The sequence below is a fragment of the Klebsiella sp. HMSC09D12 genome (assembly GCF_001808475.1).
GTDB classification, from domain to species: domain Bacteria; phylum Pseudomonadota; class Gammaproteobacteria; order Enterobacterales; family Enterobacteriaceae; genus Klebsiella; species Klebsiella oxytoca.
This window is the reverse complement of the sequence record NZ_KV793483.1, coordinates 272,241-288,805: the sequence shown is the minus strand read 5'-3', so window position 1 is coordinate 288,805 and position 16,565 is coordinate 272,241. Positions and strand designations below refer to the sequence as shown.

The following is a 16,565-nucleotide window of genomic DNA, read 5'->3' as shown; positions in this document are numbered from 1 at the left end:
TCCATCAACGGGTCAGGCATGGATTTTTATCTCGGAATTGATATCGGCACTTCGCGCGTGAAGGCGGTGCTGTTTGATCAACATTTTCAGGCGTGCGCCAGCGCGGCGCAGAACACCGGCCCGCGCCTGTCGGCCAACGGTGAAGCCGAACAGGATATGGCCCAGCTGTGGCAGTCGGTGGTGGCGATTTTGCGCGATATCGCGCAAAATCCGGCGCTGCAAAACGGGCGTTTACGCGCCATTGGCCTCGCCGGGCAGGGGGAGGGCGTCTGGCTCTGCGACGCCGAGGGCGAACCGGTCGGGCCGGGTATCCTGTGGAGCGACACCCGCAGCCGGGAACTGATGAACGAACTCCTCAGCCGCCCCGGTTTTGACCGCCGTTTCTTTGACGATACCGGTACCCATCTTCAGCCCTGCAACACCAGCATGCAGCTGTGCTGGCTCAAGCATCATCAGCCGGAGCGGCTGGCGGCGGCCCGCTATCTGTTCTTCGCCAAGGATTGGATCCGCTTTCGCCTCACCGGCGTCGCGGCGCTGGATCTCACCGATGCCAGCACCTCTTTGCTGAATCAGCAGAGCGGGAAGCTATCCGCGGTGGTGCTCAACGAGATGGGGCTGGCAGATTTACAACCTCTGTTTCCGCCGCTGCTGGCGCCGGACGCGCAGGCTGGCGCGCTGCGTGAAGAGGTCGCGGCGCTGACCGGGCTTCCCGCTGCCACACCGGTAGCGGCCGGCGCGCTGGATGTCTGCAGCGCGGCGCTGGGCTGCGGCGCGGTCAATGATGGCGACATTTATACTATTCTCGGCACCACCTGCTGCACCGGCATCGTCTGTCACGGTCGCCAGACGGTCAATGAGGGGACGCGCTACGTTACCCACACCGAAGCGGGCAGCTTTATTAACCTTTTTCCGATGCAGGCCGGGACGCCGAACATCGACTGGCTCCAGCAGCAGATTTCGCTGGATCCGGATTTACAGCAGCTGGAACAGCATATCGCCAGCGTTGAACCGGGCAGCGGCGGCGTCTTCTGGCAGCCTTATCTCAACGGCGAACGCGCGCCGTTCTTCAGCCCCGAGGCGCGGGCAGGCTATTTCGGCATTAGCCAGCACACAACCCGCGCAGAACTGCAGCGGGCGGTATTTGAAGGTCTGGCTTACGCTATCGTCGACTCGCTTCAGGGCTACCCGCAGGGCGGCGAACTGTACCTGACCGGCGGCGGCGCGGCTTCAGCGACCTGGTTGCAAATTATTGCCGACTGTACCGGCAGAACGGTGGTTTCCAGTACTTTCAACGAGCTTAGCGCGCGCGGTGCGGCGATTCTGGCGGCGCGCAGCGTTGATGCCCTCAGCCGCTATCCGGCGCTGGAGCAGACCCGCTATCGGCCCAATCCACAGGCGCACAGCCGCTACGTCGCGCTCTATCCGGTTTATCGCCTGCTACGCGAGCAGATGCTGCCGGTGTGGCACGCCCGCCGCGAGGCGCTTCAACGTATTTCTCAGGAACAACGCATATGAAAATTGTTTTTACCGCCGAACACGCCGGCGACCTCAGTGCTTTTCAGCAACTGGGCGAACTGCGGGTGGAAGGCTGGGCGCTGGGCAAGCCAAAGCTGAGCGCAGACCAATTGATCGAGCTGGCCCACGACGCCGAGGTGCTGGTGACCAGCTACGATGAGGTGACGGAAGCGGTGATCGCCGCCTGTCCGCGTCTGCAGGTGATCGCCTGCACGCGCGCCAATCCGGTGAACATCGATACCAAAGCCGCCCTGGCGCGCGGTATCCGCGTGCTCTATACGCCGGGGCGTAACGCGGACGCCGCCGCCGAGCTGACGCTGGGGCTGATGCTGAGCCTGGCGCGGCATATTCCGCAATCGCACGCGGCGCTGAAGCGCGGCGAATTCACCCACGCCGAAAACGCGGCGCAGGCCACCCAGAGCGGACTGCGCCGCGATGTGGTGTGGGACGTCAGTCCGCAAAGCCCTTACGAAGTGTTTAAAGGCAGCGAGCTGCGTAACAAAACCCTGGGGCTGATTGGCTACGGTAATATTGGCCGCCGCGTGGCGCGCATCGCTCGCGCCTTTGGCATGGCGGTGCTGGTGGTGGACCCGTTTGTCGCCGCCGAAGAGATTAACGAGCCGGGGCTGCAAAAAACGACCCTTGAGGGACTGTTCCGCGAGGCGGATATCGTAAGTCTGCATCTGAGCAGCGGCCCGCACAGCGATGGCCTGGTGAACGCGGCGTTGTTGAATAGCATGAAGCCGGGCGCGCTGCTGATTAATACCTCGCGCGCGGCGGTCGTGGATGAAGAGGCGCTGATTCACGCGCTGCGCCACGGCCCGCTGGGCGGCGCGGCGCTGGATGTCTACCATCGCGAGCCGCTGTGGCGCGATCATCCGTTTGTCACCGAGTTGAATAACGTCATTATCACCCCGCATATTGCCGGGGCGACGCGGGAGAGCATCGCTAAGCATACGGCGATGATTGCCGCCGACCTTCAGCGCTATGTCGCCGGCGAGCCGCTGCTCTATCAGTGGCGTTAACCGGCTTTTGCCGCCGCGCGATGCGGCGGCAAAGCTTGTTATCCGCGCCGGTTTGCCGCCATAAACTGCCGGGTATGCGGCCAGTCCACCACCCCGGCATCCGACCCCATCCCGGTCGCCACCAGCGCGGCGACGGCGGAAGCCACCTCGCATGCCTTTCTGACGCTTAGCCCGCGGGCCAGCGCGGCAATAAAGCCGCCGCAGTAGCTGTCGCCGCAGCCGGTGGTATCCACGGCATCGACCCGGTACGCCGGGATATGTTCAACGGCGCCGTTGCGGGTCAGCAGCCAGGAACCGTTCTCGCCGTCCTTCAAAATACAGGTCCCGACGCCAAGGGCAAAAAAGAAGCGGGCGATCGCTTCCGGCTGGGTCTCCCCGGAGAGATACGCCGCTTCTTCCAGGGAGGGCATAAAGTAGTCCACTGACGGCAGCAGCGGGCGCAGCAGTTCCAGGGTATGTTCATTGGGGGCAATCAAATCGAAGCTGGTGGTGACGCCGCGAGCCTTCGCCGCTTGCAGCAGAAGGGCGCTCTGCCCGCGATCCATCGCCGCCAGCAGGCCGGTGCCGCCGTGGTGCAGGAAGCGGCAGTCGAGGACGGCAGCAAACTCCTCTTCGCGGATAAAAAGCGTATCGGAAGCGCCCCGGCAGTGTAGCGCCGGGCGCTCGCCGTTGAGGCGGATAGGGAGGATCGTCGCCGACGTTTCCTGCTGCGCGGTACGCTGGACCAGCGAACAGTCGATTCCCAGCCGCGCATAGCTGGCGAGTATAAAATCGGCCTTTTCATCTTCGCCGAGGCAGGCCACCGCGGCGGTACGAATGCCCAGCTTAGCGGCATTAATATTGGCTCCGGCGGCGGTTCCGGCGGGGTTCAGACGAATTTGTTCGATAAAGGCCACCCCGCCACGCGGCGGGATGTCGATCACCGGGCGACCGGCGATATCCAGAATAGTCAGGCCGACAAAGACGGCGTCAAAAGCTGCCATAGGTGCTCCGCTTAACGGTGGGTCTGGCGCAAACGCGCCTGCCAGAAGGAGAGGGCCAGCGCCACCACCAGGATTACGCCAACCAGCGCATCTTTCACCAGGTAGTTCAGCCCCATCAGGTTCAGGCCGTTATCAATAATGGCGAGGAACAGCACGCCGCCGAGGGTACCGGCAATGCTGACCCGGCCCAGCCGGTTAAAGGCGGTGCCGATAAAGACCGCAGCGATGGCATCCATCAGGTAGGCCTGGCCGGCCAGCGGCGTAAACTGGCGCAGGTTGGCGGAGAGAATGACGCCGCCGACGGCGCACAGCGCGGAGGCCGCTACCAGCACCCACAGCATGGTCCGGCGGTCGCGGATCCCGGCGATACGCGCCGCTTCGCCGTTCTGACCGATAGCGCGCACGTACTTGCCGAACAGCGTGCGTTCGGTCAGCAGCCAGGCCGCCAACCACAGCGCCAGAACTATCACCACCGGCGTCGGAATTCCGGCGACGGTGCCGACGGCCAGATCGTGATACTCCGGCGCCATCCGGCGGTAGGAGATAGAGCCGCCGCCGTCGGTATAGATGCGCTCGGCGCTGCTGGCGATAAACCAGGTGCCGAGGGTGGCGAGGAACGGGCGAATCTGGCAGACAAGGATCAGGAAGGCGTTCAGCAGGCCGATAATCACCCCGCCGAGCAGCGCGCAGCCCACCGCCGCCTGCCACGGCAGGTGCCAGGTTTTCAGCGCCACCAGCGCAAAGGCGGCGCCGAAATCCAGCGCCACGCCGACGGAGAGGTCAATCGCTCCGGCGCTAACGATAAGGGTCATCGCCATCGCCACGATCAGCAGAATCGCGCTGCCCTGCAGCAAATTGGCCCAGTTGTCGAAGGTCAGAAATACCGGGTTCGCCCAGCCGAACAGGGCAATCGCCAGCAGGGTAATGATGCCGAACCCTGCCCGTGATAGCCACGCCAGCGGGCTGCTGCCGGTTTGTCCCGTAGAGGGGGTCTTGAGCGTCATCTGGCTCATCAGTTGCCTCCTTTATGTCTGACCGCTGACGCCGCCAGCACCACGAGGATCAGGCCGCCTTTGATCGCGCCCATCCAGAAAATATTTACTCCCAGCAGGCCGAGCCCGTTAGAGAGCGCGTTGACCAGCACCGCGCCGAGCAGCGCTCCCCAGATGGTGACCACGCGACGCCGCGAGAACGCCGCGCCGATAAAAGTGGCAAGGACGGTTTCCAGCAGCAGCGGCGTCGCCGTGCCGCTCGAGCTGCCTGAGCCCTGGCTGAGCAGCGGTAAAATCGCCAGACCGGCGGCGAGGCCCGCCAGCAGCCAGACGAGAAGGGTTAAACGGCGAACGTTGAGCCCGCTCATCTGCGCCATATCGCGGTTACCGCCCACCGCCTGTAAATGCTGGCCGAAGCGGGAGTGGTGGAGCAAAAGCTGAAACAGCGCGAAGACCGCCAGCAGATAGAGAAGCGGCCAGGGAATGCCAAAGAGAGCGTTATCGCGAAAGGCCACCATCAGCGGATCGCTTACCGCGATGCGTCGCTGGCCGGTCAGCAGGTCGGTCAGGCCGGTGAAGGCTACCGAGGTCGACAGGGTCGCCAGCAGCGGCGGCAGGCCTGCCGCCAGCACCAGCACGGCGTTGACCGCGCCGCAGGCCAGGCTCACGGCGACCAGCAGCAGAATCAGCGCCAGGTAAGGGGTGTTCCACTCCGCCATACCGAGGCTGAGTAACGCGACGCCGAGCACCGCGATGGCGGGCAGCGACAGATCGATACCGCCGGAAACCACGTCATCGCCGCCGACGGCAATCACGCAGACCAGGCCGAAACAGAGGATCGCCAGCGGCACGCTCTGCACCAGCATCATGCTGATATTCTGCCAGCTTAAAAAGAAAGGCGACTGCAGGCTGAGCCAGACCAGCAGCGCAAAAAAGAGAATCAGGGGGAATTTTTCGATAAGCGTCGTGATGCCCGGAAGGGGGCGGCGCTGAATATCTGCACTCATACCTGTTGTTCCTGTCCACCGTTAATCGTCACCAGCAGCGCGTCAAGCGTCAGCCCCCGGGTCGGGAGATTGGCCACCAGCTCGCCGCGCCACATCACCAGGATGCGGTCGCAAAGGCCGAGCAGCTCCGGCGCATCGCTGGATGAGACCAGCACGCCGCGACCGCGATCCGCCAGCTCGCGGGTGCGCTGATAAATATCGCTGCGCGCGCCGATATCCACCCCGAGAGTGGGTTCATCAAGAATAAAAAGCCGCGCATCGGTGCCGAGCCAGCGGGCAAGTATCGCCTTTTGCTGGTTGCCGCCGCTCATAAAGCGCACCGGCAGCTCCGGACGGCCAGGGCGGATGGAGAGCTGCTCAATCCAGCTGCGCGCTTTTGCCAGCGCCCGGCCGCGATGCTCCCAGCCGAAAGTGGCGGTCTCCGCTAGCGAGGCCAGATTGATATTGTCGGCGGTGGAGAAGGGGAGAATCAGCCCCTGATGGCGGCGGTCGCGCGGCACCAGCGCCATCCCCGCTCGGGTGGCCTGATACGGCGTGCGCAGCCGCTTCGGCTGGCCGTCGATGCTTATTGTGCCGCTGCGCGCGCGGCGCAGCCCATAAAGCAGATCGACCAGTACGTCGCGCCCGGCGCCCAGCAGGCCGGCGACGCCGACGATCTCGCCCGGCTGAATATCAAAGGTAATATCATTCAGATGGACGCCGTCGCTGAGATGGCGAACCGAAAGAACCGGCGCGGCGGCATCTACCTGTTGAGCGCTGCTCTGGCGCGGGGTATAGAGCTGTTCGATGTCGCGACCGACCATCATTTTAATCAGCGCGTCGGTGTCCTGCAGCAGCGCCCGGTCGGGATAGCCAACGACCTCGCCGTTACGCAGTACCGTGCCGCGATCGCAGAGGGCGGCGATCTCGTTGAGGTAGTGGGAAATATAGAGAATGCCGATCCCCTGCTCCCGCAGGCGCAAAATCGCTGAGGAAACCAGGCTGGCCTCCTGCGCTTCCAGCGGCGCGGTGGGTTCATCAAAGACCACCAGCTTTGCCGCGCCGTCAATCAGCGCCCTGGCGATCTGCACCAGCTTGCGTTCGGCGAGGCTGAGGTCGCGAATCAGGCGGCGGGGATTGATGTCCAGCTGCCAGCTGTCGCGGAAAAACGCTTCGGCGGCGGCATTCATCCGCCGCCGGTCCAGCGCGCCCCAGCGGGTGCGGTACTCCTGGCCGAGAAACACCGATTCCGCCACCGTAAAGTGGGGGATCAGATTGAGCTCCTGGTGAATGACGCGGATACCCAGCGCTTCAATCGCCGCTGGATTGCCAAGCGGCAGCGGCGCGCCGTCAAGGGTGGCGCTGCCGCTATCGGCCTGGTAGACCCCGGCGAGGATTTTTATCAGCGTCGATTTTCCCGCGCCGTTTTCGCCAATCAGACCGTGAATTTCACCGGGATTCAGAAGCAGCGTGACCGCATTTAATGCAGTCACGTTGGCAAAGCTTTTGCCGATCTGGTTCATCGCCAGACCAGCGGCGGGATTCGCCCCGCCGGAGGATTGAGTGATCACTGCAGTTCGCCATATCCCAGCTGTTTGTAGACCGCTTTCGCCTCCTGCGGGCCTTTCACCGGGACCACCGGGATAAAGGTTTGCAGCGGCAGCTTCTGTTTTTCGAAGTAGCGAGCGACGTTATCGGCTGAAGTCTGGCCGATCAGGTGCGGCTGCTGGGCGACGTTGGCGACAAGCGGGCTACCCGGCTCGGCCATGATCTCCAGCGTCTCCGGGCCAGCATCAATAGCGGTAACCTTGACGTCTTTATCGCGGCCGGTCTCTTCCAGCGCCTGGACAATACCGATAGCCGGCTGATCCCAGCAGGCAACGTGAATCGCATCGAGTTTGCCTTTCGGATACTGGCTCAGCAGTTCGAGGGTTTTCTTCCGCGCATCTTCCGGCGAGTTGGCGAACTGTTCGGCCAGCTCTGGCTGAATAATATGAATATCCGGGTAATCCTTAAGGACATATTTCCACTGGTCGTAACGAATCCCGCAAATACGCAGGGAACTGGAGAATGCGTTAAATACCGCCACGTTGCCTTTGCCGCCCAGTTCATCGGCCATATAGCGACCAATGGTTGACCCCAGCGTGTAGTTATCGGAGGTGGTGTTATTGACCGAGTATTTTGAGACATGGTCAACGGTAAATACCGGGATGCCAGCATCGCGCAGCGCTTTAAATTTAGGCTCAACGGAACTGTCGCCCAGAATGCTAATTACCGCATCAACTTTACGCGACAGTAAAATATCGTGGTTATTAGCATGAACCTGGTTATCGCGTCCGCCGTCGACGCCGATCGCTTTACCGCCCAGTTTCTCAACCTCTTCGCTGGCGCCTTTATAGGCTTCGCGATCCCAGAAGTGCTGCGTGCCGACGACGGCAATACCGATGGTTTTTCCCTGAAGCGATAAAGCCTCTGCTGCCAGAGCGTTAACGGAGGCAAGCGAGAGCAGGCCCAGCGCGATGGGCAATAATTTCTTTTTCTGCGACGTTCTTATTATGGTCCTGTAATGGAGGTGGTTGTGCGGAGCAGTAGCATGACAACAACAACTACACAACCTCAAATACAAAATATGTCTAAGTTATATCAACAATGTTATATCGCAGATTTGCCTGAGGAAAACGTAAATTTGTCATCTGCAACCTGAAAATATTTCATGATGCAGTTTAATCCCTTTTTATTTTGTGGGCTTAATTTGCTTGCAACTCTTATTTATTCAAATAAAGATTGCTGCTTAATTAAAATTATTCTGTCGCTGTAATATATCGCATCCCGGAATAGCGTAGAACTATTCTGCGTGGAAAATCCTTTCTCAGCAGCAGATTGTATGGTGATACGTATTTTATTCCCAGGATTCGCACGCTTTATTATAGCGGCCGTTAGCAGGTGAGAAAAAACCGCATGAGAAAACAACATAATCTGACCGTAATGCACTGGGGAACCTGGCGGGTACAGGCCGGTGACGGCAAAATTGAGGCGGTGACGCCGGTGCCCTGGGATAAAAATCCCTCGCGCATTGGTCAGTCGCTCCCTGATGCGGTCACCAGCAAGACGCGCATTCGGCGTCCGGCGGTACGCGCCGGCTACCTGCAAAATGGCCCGGCTTCCCGCGACGGGCGCGGTAAAGAGCCGTTTGTTGAGGTGAGCTGGGAAGTGGCGCTCGATCTGCTGGCCCGCGAGCTGCAGTCGGTTAAAGCGCGCTGCGGCAATGAGGCGATTTTCGGCGGTTCCTATGGCTGGGCCAGCGCCGGCCGTTTTCACCACGCGCAAAGCCAGCTGCACCGTTTCCTCAAATGCTTTGGCGGTTATACCGCCAGCACTAATACCTACAGCAGCGCGGCGGGGGAGCGTATCCTGCCGCATATTCTCGGGCCGCTGAGCCCGCTGCACCGTCAGCATACCCATTTTTCCGAGCTGGCGCGGGAGTGCCAACTGTTCGTCGCATTCGGCGGCCTGCCGCTGCGTAATGCGCAGGTCAACGGCGGCGGCGCCAACGACCATATGCTGAAATACTGGCTGGAAAAGATGCAGGCGCAGGGGACACGCTTTATCAATATTAGTCCGGTGCGCAACGATCTGAGCGCCGTGGAGAGCGCCGAGTGGCTCGCCGTCCGTCCCGGAACCGATACCGCGCTGCTGCTGGCGCTGTGCTACGTACTGATTAATGAATCCCTCTACGACAGCGGTTTTATCGCCAGCCATACCGTGGGTTTCGCACCTTATCGCGCCTACCTGATGGGGGAGAGCGATGGCGTCGCAAAAACGCCGGAGTGGGCGGCGGCGATAACCGGTATTGACGCGCAGCGGATTGTCGCGCTGGCGCGTGAGATGGCCAGCCAGCGTACGATGGTCAATATCTCCTGGTCGATTCAGCGGACGCGCCAGGGCGAGCAGGCCTACTGGGCGACGGTGGCGCTCACCGCGCTGCTGGGGCAAATCGGTACGCCGGGCGGCGGGCTGGGATTTGGCTATGCCTGCACCAATCTGGCGGGGGCGGGGCGTAAGGCCTTTTCCGGGCCGCGCCTTCCCGCCGGGGAGAACGCGGTGAACCAGGTGATTCCGGTGGCGCGCTTCTCCGATATGCTGCTGCATCCGGGCGAAGCATACGAGTTTGACGGCCAGCATCTGCGCTATCCCTACATCCGCCTCGTCTACTGGGCCGGCGGCAACGCGTTTCATCATCATCAGGATATTAACCGCCTGTGCGAAGCCTGGCGGCGACCAGAAACGGTGGTGGTGCACGAACAGTACTGGACCGCGCAGGCTAAATTTTCCGATATCGTCCTGCCGGTCACCACGTCGCTGGAGCGGGAAGATATTGGCAGCGGCGGTCACGATGGTTTTATGATCGCCATGAGCGCACAGATCCCGCCGGTGGGCGACGCGCGTGATGATTACGCCATCTTTTGCGATCTTGCCGAACGGCTGGGCTGCGGCGAACGTTTTAGCGAGGGGCGCGATGCCGGGCAGTGGCTGAGGGAGATTTACGAAGCCTCGCGACCGCGCGCGCAGGAAGAGGGGATTACGCTGCCGTCATTTGAGGCGTTCTGGCAGCAGGGAGTGCTGGAGTACAGCGCGCCTGAGCAGCCGCAGGTTTTTCTGGCGGATTTTCGCGCCGACCCGCAGCGCTATCCGCTCTCTACGCCTTCCGGCAAGATTGAGCTCTTTTCAGAAACCATTGCCGGCTTTGGCTATCGCGAGTGCCCGGGCCATCCGTGGTGGGATGAGCAGGAAGCGGCCTGGCGGCGGCAGGAAGCTGCGCGCTGGCCGCTGCATCTGCTCTCCAGCCAGCCGCGTACCCGCCTGCACAGCCAGTACGATCACGGAAGCGTCAGCCGGGCGACGAAAATTCAGGGACGCGAGCCGCTGTGGATGCATCCGCAGGATGCACAGGCGCGGGACATCAGCGAAGGCAGCGTGGTCAAGGTCTTTAACGCGCGCGGAGCGATTCTCGCCGGCGTCCATCTCAGCGAGCAGATTTTGCCGGGAGTGGTGCAGATGTCGACCGGGGCCTGGTACGATCCGCTGGACCCGAATGAAAAAGGCTCGCTGGATAAGCACGGCAATCCCAACGTGTTAACCGAGGATCGCGGCAGCTCGCGCCTGGGGCAGGGCTGTAGCGCTCAAAGCTGCTGGGTGGAGATCGAACCGTGGCGGGACGCGCTGCCGCCGGTAACCGCTTTCGATCCGCCGAGGTTTATTGAGGGTTAGGCGCCCGGTAATACCCGGCTTACGGAATCAAAGCCCTCCGCGGGCGGATAGCCCGAACAGATGCGCAGCATCGCCTCCGGGAAAATCAGCCACGCTGCGTTCTGCTCCCGGGGGCGGCGCAGGGCGCCTGCCCGGGCTACATGTTCACAGTTGTCTGCAGATCGGTAGCCCGGATAGGGCGCGTTACGCCAGCCGCGGGTAGGCGCTGGCAATATCGTCGCCGGTAAACCGGGCAATCCAGCCTTCCGGATTATCGAAGATACGGATGGCGGTGAAGTTGGGTTCCGAGCCCATATCAAACCAGTGCGGCGTGTGCGCCGGGACCGAAATCAGGTCGTTCTTTTCACACAGAACCTGGAACACCTCGTCGCCAATATGCAGGCAAAACAGACCGGCGCCCTCGACGAAGAAACGCACTTCGTCTTCTCCGTGGGTATGCTCATTGAGAAACTTCTCCCGCAGCGCCTCTTTCTGCGGATTATCGGCGCGCAGGCTAATCACATCCCAGCTCTGATAGCCCTTTTCTGCAACCAGCTTATCAATCGCGTGCTGATAGGCGGCAATGACCGCTTCAGACGTTGGCGCCGCGCCTAAATCGCGGTCGGCCTGCCAGCGCTCAAAACGCACGCCTTTAGCGTTGAGCTGCTGCTGGATCTCTTCGGCGTTAGTACTGTGCCAGAGAGAGTTTTGCGGGTCGTTTACGGAAAATATGGTTAATGCGCTCATGCTGGGATCTGCTCCGGGTGAATATCGTCGAAACGCTGAACCTGCGGATGATGGCTGGCCGGGTCGCGGTCGCCGCGAACCAGCTGCAGGGTACGGAAACCGGCCTCTTCAGCGGCATCCAGCTCCTGATGGATATCGGACAAAAACAGGATGGCGGCAGGAGGCTGTCCCAGTTGTTCAGCAATATTGCGGTAGGACTGTACTTCACGCTTGGCCCCTACCAGGGTGTCAAAATAGCCGTTGAACAGATGAGTAATATCACCTTCATCGCTGTAGCCAAATAACAATTTCTGCGCAGCGACAGAGCCTGAGGAATATACATATAAATCAATACCCTGTGACTTCCATTTTTCCAGTGCCGGCAAAACGTCCGGATAGAGATGGCCGGTGAAGTCGCCGTTGACGTAGCCTTCGCGCCAGATAATCCCCTGGAGCGCCTTGAGGGCGGTGGATTTGCGGTCTTCATCCATAAACGTGAACAGGGTAGCAATAAGCTGTTCGGCGCCAGCCGCCGGCTGGGCGATCTCCTGGCGCAGGTTATCGAGAATGGTCTTGACCGGCTCGCCAAACTGCTGAGCGGTCACAAAACCAGCCAGACGTTCGCGGGCGTACGGGAACAGGACGTTGTGGACGAAGCGTATGTCGCTGGTGGTGCCTTCAATATCGGTCACGATAGCGCGGATCATGAGTTCTCCAGAGTGAGCGGTGGGTCGTGCTGACGGTGGCGTTGTGTTGAGAGCTGTTATTAAAGCCTAAGCGAAATAACATTATCATTTAGACGTCTAAGCGTCTTGATTGCCAAATATTAACATCGTGTTATAGTGGCTTCAACAACAGCATCACAGACGGTACAAAAAGAATGAGCAATAAGCCACTGATTCCTGAGAGTAAACTCCCTTCACTGGGCACCACTATCTTTAGCCAGATGAGCGCCCTGGCCCAGCAGCATCAGGCGATTAATCTGTCGCAGGGTTTTCCGGATTTCGATGGCCCGCGCTATCTGCAGGAGCGTCTGGCGTATCACGTCGCGCAGGGGGCCAATCAGTACGCGCCGATGACCGGCGTCGCCGCGCTACGCGAAGCGATTGTCAATAAAACCGAAGAGCTGTACGGCTATCGCCCCGATGCCAATAGCGACGTAACCGTCACCGCCGGGGCGACGGAAGCGCTGTATGCGGCGATTACCGCGCTGGTCCGTTCCGGCGACGAAGTCATTTGCTTTGACCCCAGCTACGATAGCTACGCCCCGGCGGTTGAGCTGTCGGGCGGCGTGCTGAAGCGCATTGCTCTACAGCCGCCTTATTTTCGCGTTGACTGGCAGCAGTTCGCCGCTACCCTCAGCGACAAAACTCGTCTGGTTATTCTCAATACGCCGCACAACCCGTCAGCGACGGTGTGGCAGCGTGAAGATTTTGCCGCGCTGTGGCAGGCGATTGCCGATCGCGAAATCTACGTACTTAGTGATGAAGTTTATGAACATATCTGCTTTGCTGCCGAAGGGCATGCCAGCGTGCTGGCGCATCCGCAGCTGCGCGAGCGCGCGGTGGCGGTCTCTTCATTCGGTAAAACGTTTCATATGACCGGCTGGAAGGTGGGCTACTGCGTGGCGCCTGCCGCTATCAGCGCCGAGCTGCGTAAAGTGCATCAGTATCTGACCTTCGCCGTCAACACCCCCGCTCAGCTGGCGATCGCCGATATGCTGCGCAGCGAGCCGGAGCATTATCGCCAGCTGCCGACGTTTTACCGCGAGCGTCGGGACCTGTTTATTGATGCGCTGCGTTCCAGCCGTCTGGAAATTTTGCCCTGCGAAGGGACTTACTTCCTGCTGGCGGACTACAGCGCAGTCTCCGATCTGGATGATGTCAACTTCTGCCGCTGGCTCACCACCGAGATCGGCGTCGCGGCGATCCCGCTGTCGGTGTTTTGTGCCGATCCGTTCTCGCATAAGCTGATACGCCTGTGCTTCGCCAAACAGCCAGCCACGCTGCTGGCTGCTGCGGAACGCCTGTGTCGTCTGTAGTTATTTAACGGTCCACGCCTGAGAAAATTGACGGTCGCCGAACATCTCCACCAGACCGTTGATTTGCTTCAGGCGTAATACTTCGTCGGCGTCCATCCCTAACTCTTTGCCGATTTTCTCATCGGTCCAGCCGAGACGCGCCAGTTCCTGAACGATTTCCGACATCGCATGAATCTGGTGACGCCCGCGCGCCCGGTTATGGCGGATGGTGGCGGCCATCAGTGAATCACGCCTGGCGCTGCTCCTTTCCAGACAGGTGACGGGGAGATAGCCTTTCAGCCGTTTTTTCAGCGCCGCCTTGCCGTTGGCCAGTTCATGACGATGAAAACCATCGACAATCGAATAGCGCTCCCGCCCCTGTTTCAGCACCACGATAGGCTGGGTGAAGCCATCCGTCTCCAGCGAGGTGAACAACAGGCGTTTTTCCGGTGGCGCAAGGTTATTTGGGTTGTAATCATTAGGCGAAACGGCTTCCTGTTTTACCCACAGTACGCAATCAACCGGTTGGGATTTGAAGGGGCTATATTCATGCAGAATCTGGCGAAAGGCGTTAAGCGCAGTAATTTTTTCTTCTTCATTTTCCAGCGATTGCAGATAGCGTTCTATTTCCTGGATTAATTGTCGTTGCATAGTATTCCCCATTGCTGGCGCTTTTTATTCATCCGCTCGCGATAGCGTTTATATTGAGTCGCTTTGGTTGGGCTGAAAGAGAGCTGGCGGCACCAGTAATCATTGTTTAACAGCACTTTACAGATGCGCCGCCAGGACGGGACGTCTTTGGAGCCAATATCCGCCGGCTGGGTGTCCGGAATATCCAGCATGCCCTTTTTTTGATACCAGTGGAGATAGACGGCGATTTTATTGCGGTAATGCTCCGCCGTTTTCTCCGGCATGCTGTCGAGTAAAAACAGGGCGTAGCTTTTCCACGTATGATGTTCGGGTTTATCCAGCTTTCGATGGCCGTAGAACTGATTGTCGTGACCGGCGTAAACCCCGCCGCAGTGAACGCCGCTGACGCGCTGGCACATGGCGGCCCAGCGTTCAGGCTCCAGGACGTGGTAGAGCCACAGACCCTGGCGCTGCTCCGGGCCAAAGGGTTCGCAGATGCGCATATAACGCAGCGGTACCCCCGCCTGATACATCAGGTTATAGAGCGGGTTATAGGAAAGACCGCTTTTGCCGAACCAGGTCCAGATATCGGCGGTTTTCCAGTCATAGATGGGATAGATATACCAGGCGTGTCCGCCCGGCGCCGACGTGGTCCAGGGTTTGTCGTCGGCAAAGCGCAGTTTGCGCTGCGAGGAGATGGTGATAAACCGGTTAAGCGATTCATCGGCGCGGATGCCGACCATTACCGCGGCCGGACGATTTTGCGAGAACCAATCGGCGAATTCGCGGACGAAGGTTTCAAAACTCATTCCGGGTTGATAAAACGAGAAATAGTCGGGATCGGTGATGGCATCCTCCGGCGGCTGGCGCACCCAGGGCGCGCCGGGTTCCCAGCACTGCCACTCCGGCGTGAACTGGGTTAGCGAGTTCTGGGTGGTGAGAGGTAGCGCCACCCAGAAAAATTGCTCAATAACGTCGCGATACTCCTCGCGCATCTTTTCGCAATGAGCAATGGTGCAGGAGAACTGCGCTTCCCAGTCAATAAACAGGACGCAAATCTTTTTACCGGCCTGGCGGGCATGCTGCGCCGTGAGATGCAGCATGGTTGTTGAATCTTTACCGCCAGAAAAAGAGACGCAAACGCGGGAGAAGTTTTCCATAACCCACTCTATTCTTTGCTGACTGGCTTGCAGAACAGATTCTGGTAATGGAATTTTAATAAAAGACACAGCCATTATTCCTTTAATGCCAAAGAGACTGTGTACTTATATCATATTCGTTTCTTAATCAAGAGATTAGTTATCATTCACCAATTCAATGAAATCACTTTAACTATTCAATAATATTATTTCTTTCACACTCTTCGATAAAATTTGCGAAGTTGGGGTCGTCAAGATTCACCCGGTTGTAAATCATATAAATATTGATAGATGGAATTTTGAAGGGAGTCTCAATGATCCTGAATTTATTCTGAAAGCTAATGTGTTCTAAAATACATGTCGGAACGAAACCAATTATATCCGTTTGTTGAATAACATTAAGAATGGCTATGTATGAATCGCTGCTGAAAGAGATTTTTCTGTCAGAAAGCATACCTGCAGTTTGACTCTGAAAGGATTTTGTACCCTGATCGTTACAAATATAATAGGTGAAACGCTCCTGCATTATGGCTTTTGTCGTCGTTAGCGACGCCAGTCGCGGATGGTTTTCATTACACACTAATGAAATGTCCAGCTCCTGGATGCGTTTACAGACGGTCGCTCGTGATGACAGCGCCGTGGTGCTAAATATCAGATCGGCCTTCCGGTAGGATAACAAACTTTCTATCGATTCACCTGAAGCGAGCAGATCATGATGTTCAACCTGCAGATTTGAATCATCTAATAACATATGAATCAGGCTGGTGGTTTTGGGCGTTATAAAAAGCTGCGGCGCATAGACAACGAGGCGTTTCCTTAATTCAGAACGATTGGTGAGATTGATGGTTTGTTCTAACTGATTAAGGTTATTTTCCAGGTGGTGATGCAAATTAACGCCGACGGTAGTTGGGGTAATCCCTTTACCTGAACGCACGAATAGCGGATCGTTGAGCTGGTTGCGTAGCCGCTGAAGCGACTGGCTTACCGCAGACGGCGTAATAAATAGCGTTTCTGCAGCCTTACTGATACTTAAATGCTGGTAAATACATTCGAAAATAACGAGTAGGTTCAGATCGAACTTCTTGAGATCGTAAAGATTAGCCATTTTCAACGTCCTGTTAAGCTGGCGAGTAGAAAAAGAGGTTATTATATGTCTGCATTATATACATTACGTGATTATTCATTTTTTATTATTAATTGCTAATGCCTTATTAAGTTTATCTAAATATATACTACAGCGGCGCATTCCGCCAGATCCTTTTGTGTACTGCTAAACCCGGCGGAGGAGTTAGTTTATAAATG

The 16,565-nt window shown here is 58.5% G+C and carries 14 protein-coding genes; 4 read left to right on the top strand and 10 right to left on the bottom strand.

What is annotated here, in order from left to right:
• Positions 1-18 precede the first annotated feature (18 nt).
• Together HMPREF3178_RS16420 and HMPREF3178_RS16415 are read left to right on the top strand one after the other, a co-directional pair.
• Complete coding sequence (locus HMPREF3178_RS16420) at positions 19-1,515, top strand: FGGY-family carbohydrate kinase (RefSeq protein ID WP_017146369.1); 1,497 nt, start codon at positions 19-21, stop codon at positions 1,513-1,515.
• Entirely contained in the window at positions 1,512-2,540 is a 1,029-nt protein-coding gene (locus tag HMPREF3178_RS16415; RefSeq protein ID WP_004100117.1) for a 2-hydroxyacid dehydrogenase, read from the top strand. Before HMPREF3178_RS16420 ends, HMPREF3178_RS16415 begins: the two co-directional genes overlap by 4 nt.
• A 38-nt stretch (positions 2,541-2,578) precedes the next feature.
• On the opposite strand, the gene HMPREF3178_RS16410 is transcribed toward HMPREF3178_RS16415, so the two are convergent.
• The 5 genes from HMPREF3178_RS16410 to HMPREF3178_RS16390 are packed head-to-tail and all read right to left on the bottom strand — an operon-like array spanning position 2,579 to position 8,055.
• Positions 2,579-3,523 (bottom strand): carbohydrate kinase family protein, encoded by a 945-nt coding sequence (locus HMPREF3178_RS16410; protein WP_017146368.1) that lies wholly within the window; start codon positions 3,521-3,523, stop codon positions 2,579-2,581.
• Between the two features lie 11 nt (positions 3,524-3,534).
• The gene (locus tag HMPREF3178_RS16405) at positions 3,535-4,536 is read right to left on the bottom strand and encodes an ABC transporter permease (protein ID WP_017146367.1); all 1,002 of its coding nucleotides are present in this window, start codon (positions 4,534-4,536) and stop codon (positions 3,535-3,537) included.
• Positions 4,536-5,522, bottom strand: a complete 987-nt coding sequence (locus HMPREF3178_RS16400; RefSeq protein WP_004100123.1) for an ABC transporter permease — start codon at positions 5,520-5,522, stop codon at positions 4,536-4,538. The genes HMPREF3178_RS16405 and HMPREF3178_RS16400 overlap by 1 nt, the downstream gene beginning before the upstream one ends.
• Entirely contained in the window at positions 5,519-7,024 is a 1,506-nt protein-coding gene (locus HMPREF3178_RS16395) for a sugar ABC transporter ATP-binding protein (RefSeq protein ID WP_029496855.1), read from the bottom strand. The genes HMPREF3178_RS16400 and HMPREF3178_RS16395 overlap by 4 nt, the downstream gene beginning before the upstream one ends.
• Before the next feature lie 44 nt (positions 7,025-7,068).
• The gene (locus HMPREF3178_RS16390) at positions 7,069-8,055 is read right to left on the bottom strand and encodes a sugar ABC transporter substrate-binding protein (protein WP_032757255.1); all 987 of its coding nucleotides are present in this window, start codon (positions 8,053-8,055) and stop codon (positions 7,069-7,071) included.
• A 404-nt stretch (positions 8,056-8,459) separates the two neighbouring features.
• On the opposite strand from HMPREF3178_RS16390, the gene HMPREF3178_RS16385 reads away from it, so the two are divergent.
• Positions 8,460-10,769 (top strand): molybdopterin-dependent oxidoreductase, encoded by a 2,310-nt coding sequence (locus HMPREF3178_RS16385; protein ID WP_017146364.1) that lies wholly within the window; start codon positions 8,460-8,462, stop codon positions 10,767-10,769.
• Positions 10,770-10,952: 183 nt separating this feature from the next.
• On the opposite strand, the gene HMPREF3178_RS16375 is transcribed toward HMPREF3178_RS16385, so the two are convergent.
• Both HMPREF3178_RS16375 and mtnC read right to left on the bottom strand, forming a co-directional pair.
• Positions 10,953-11,495, bottom strand: coding sequence for a 1,2-dihydroxy-3-keto-5-methylthiopentene dioxygenase (locus HMPREF3178_RS16375; protein ID WP_004111302.1), 543 nt, complete (start codon positions 11,493-11,495; stop codon positions 10,953-10,955).
• Entirely contained in the window at positions 11,492-12,181 is a 690-nt protein-coding gene (gene mtnC, locus HMPREF3178_RS16370; protein WP_004100131.1) for an acireductone synthase, read from the bottom strand. Before mtnC ends, HMPREF3178_RS16375 begins: the two co-directional genes overlap by 4 nt.
• A gap of 188 nt (positions 12,182-12,369) precedes the next feature.
• Here mtnC and HMPREF3178_RS16365 point away from each other — a divergent pair, with 188 nt between their 5' ends.
• Entirely contained in the window at positions 12,370-13,515 is a 1,146-nt protein-coding gene (locus tag HMPREF3178_RS16365; RefSeq protein ID WP_162098350.1) for a pyridoxal phosphate-dependent aminotransferase, read from the top strand.
• Here HMPREF3178_RS16365 and HMPREF3178_RS16360 read toward each other — a convergent pair whose 3' ends face one another.
• From HMPREF3178_RS16360 to citR, 3 genes are all read right to left on the bottom strand, one after another.
• Entirely contained in the window at positions 13,516-14,145 is a 630-nt protein-coding gene (locus tag HMPREF3178_RS16360; protein WP_004100133.1) for an IbrB-like domain-containing protein, read from the bottom strand.
• Positions 14,130-15,353 carry a phosphoadenosine phosphosulfate reductase gene (locus HMPREF3178_RS16355; protein ID WP_024273911.1) on the bottom strand — a complete coding sequence of 408 codons (1,224 nt, stop codon included), beginning with the start codon at positions 15,351-15,353 and terminating at the stop codon, positions 14,130-14,132. Before HMPREF3178_RS16355 ends, HMPREF3178_RS16360 begins: the two co-directional genes overlap by 16 nt.
• Positions 15,354-15,456: 103 nt before the next feature.
• Positions 15,457-16,368 carry a DNA-binding transcriptional repressor CitR gene (gene citR, locus HMPREF3178_RS16350; RefSeq protein WP_004100136.1) on the bottom strand — a complete coding sequence of 304 codons (912 nt, stop codon included), beginning with the start codon at positions 16,366-16,368 and terminating at the stop codon, positions 15,457-15,459.
• Positions 16,369-16,565 lie beyond the last annotated feature (197 nt).

What these genes read in the sequence shown, in the direction of transcription:
- HMPREF3178_RS16420 (WP_017146369.1), top strand. Translation starts at nt 19, where the DNA reads ATGGATTTTTATCTCGGAATTGATATCGGCACTTCGCGCGTGAAGGCG.
- HMPREF3178_RS16415 (WP_004100117.1), top strand. Translation starts at nt 1,512, where the DNA reads ATGAAAATTGTTTTTACCGCCGAACACGCCGGCGACCTCAGTGCTTTT.
- HMPREF3178_RS16410 (WP_017146368.1), bottom strand. Translation starts at nt 3,523, where the DNA reads ATGGCAGCTTTTGACGCCGTCTTTGTCGGCCTGACTATTCTGGATATC.
- HMPREF3178_RS16405 (WP_017146367.1), bottom strand. Translation starts at nt 4,536, where the DNA reads ATGAGCCAGATGACGCTCAAGACCCCCTCTACGGGACAAACCGGCAGC.
- HMPREF3178_RS16400 (WP_004100123.1), bottom strand. Translation starts at nt 5,522, where the DNA reads ATGAGTGCAGATATTCAGCGCCGCCCCCTTCCGGGCATCACGACGCTT.
- HMPREF3178_RS16395 (WP_029496855.1), bottom strand. Translation starts at nt 7,024, where the DNA reads ATGAACCAGATCGGCAAAAGCTTTGCCAACGTGACTGCATTAAATGCG.
- HMPREF3178_RS16385 (WP_017146364.1), top strand. Translation starts at nt 8,460, where the DNA reads ATGAGAAAACAACATAATCTGACCGTAATGCACTGGGGAACCTGGCGG.
- HMPREF3178_RS16375 (WP_004111302.1), bottom strand. Translation starts at nt 11,495, where the DNA reads ATGAGCGCATTAACCATATTTTCCGTAAACGACCCGCAAAACTCTCTC.
- mtnC (WP_004100131.1), bottom strand. Translation starts at nt 12,181, where the DNA reads ATGATCCGCGCTATCGTGACCGATATTGAAGGCACCACCAGCGACATA.
- HMPREF3178_RS16360 (WP_004100133.1), bottom strand. Translation starts at nt 14,145, where the DNA reads ATGCAACGACAATTAATCCAGGAAATAGAACGCTATCTGCAATCGCTG.
- citR (WP_004100136.1), bottom strand. Translation starts at nt 16,368, where the DNA reads ATGGCTAATCTTTACGATCTCAAGAAGTTCGATCTGAACCTACTCGTT.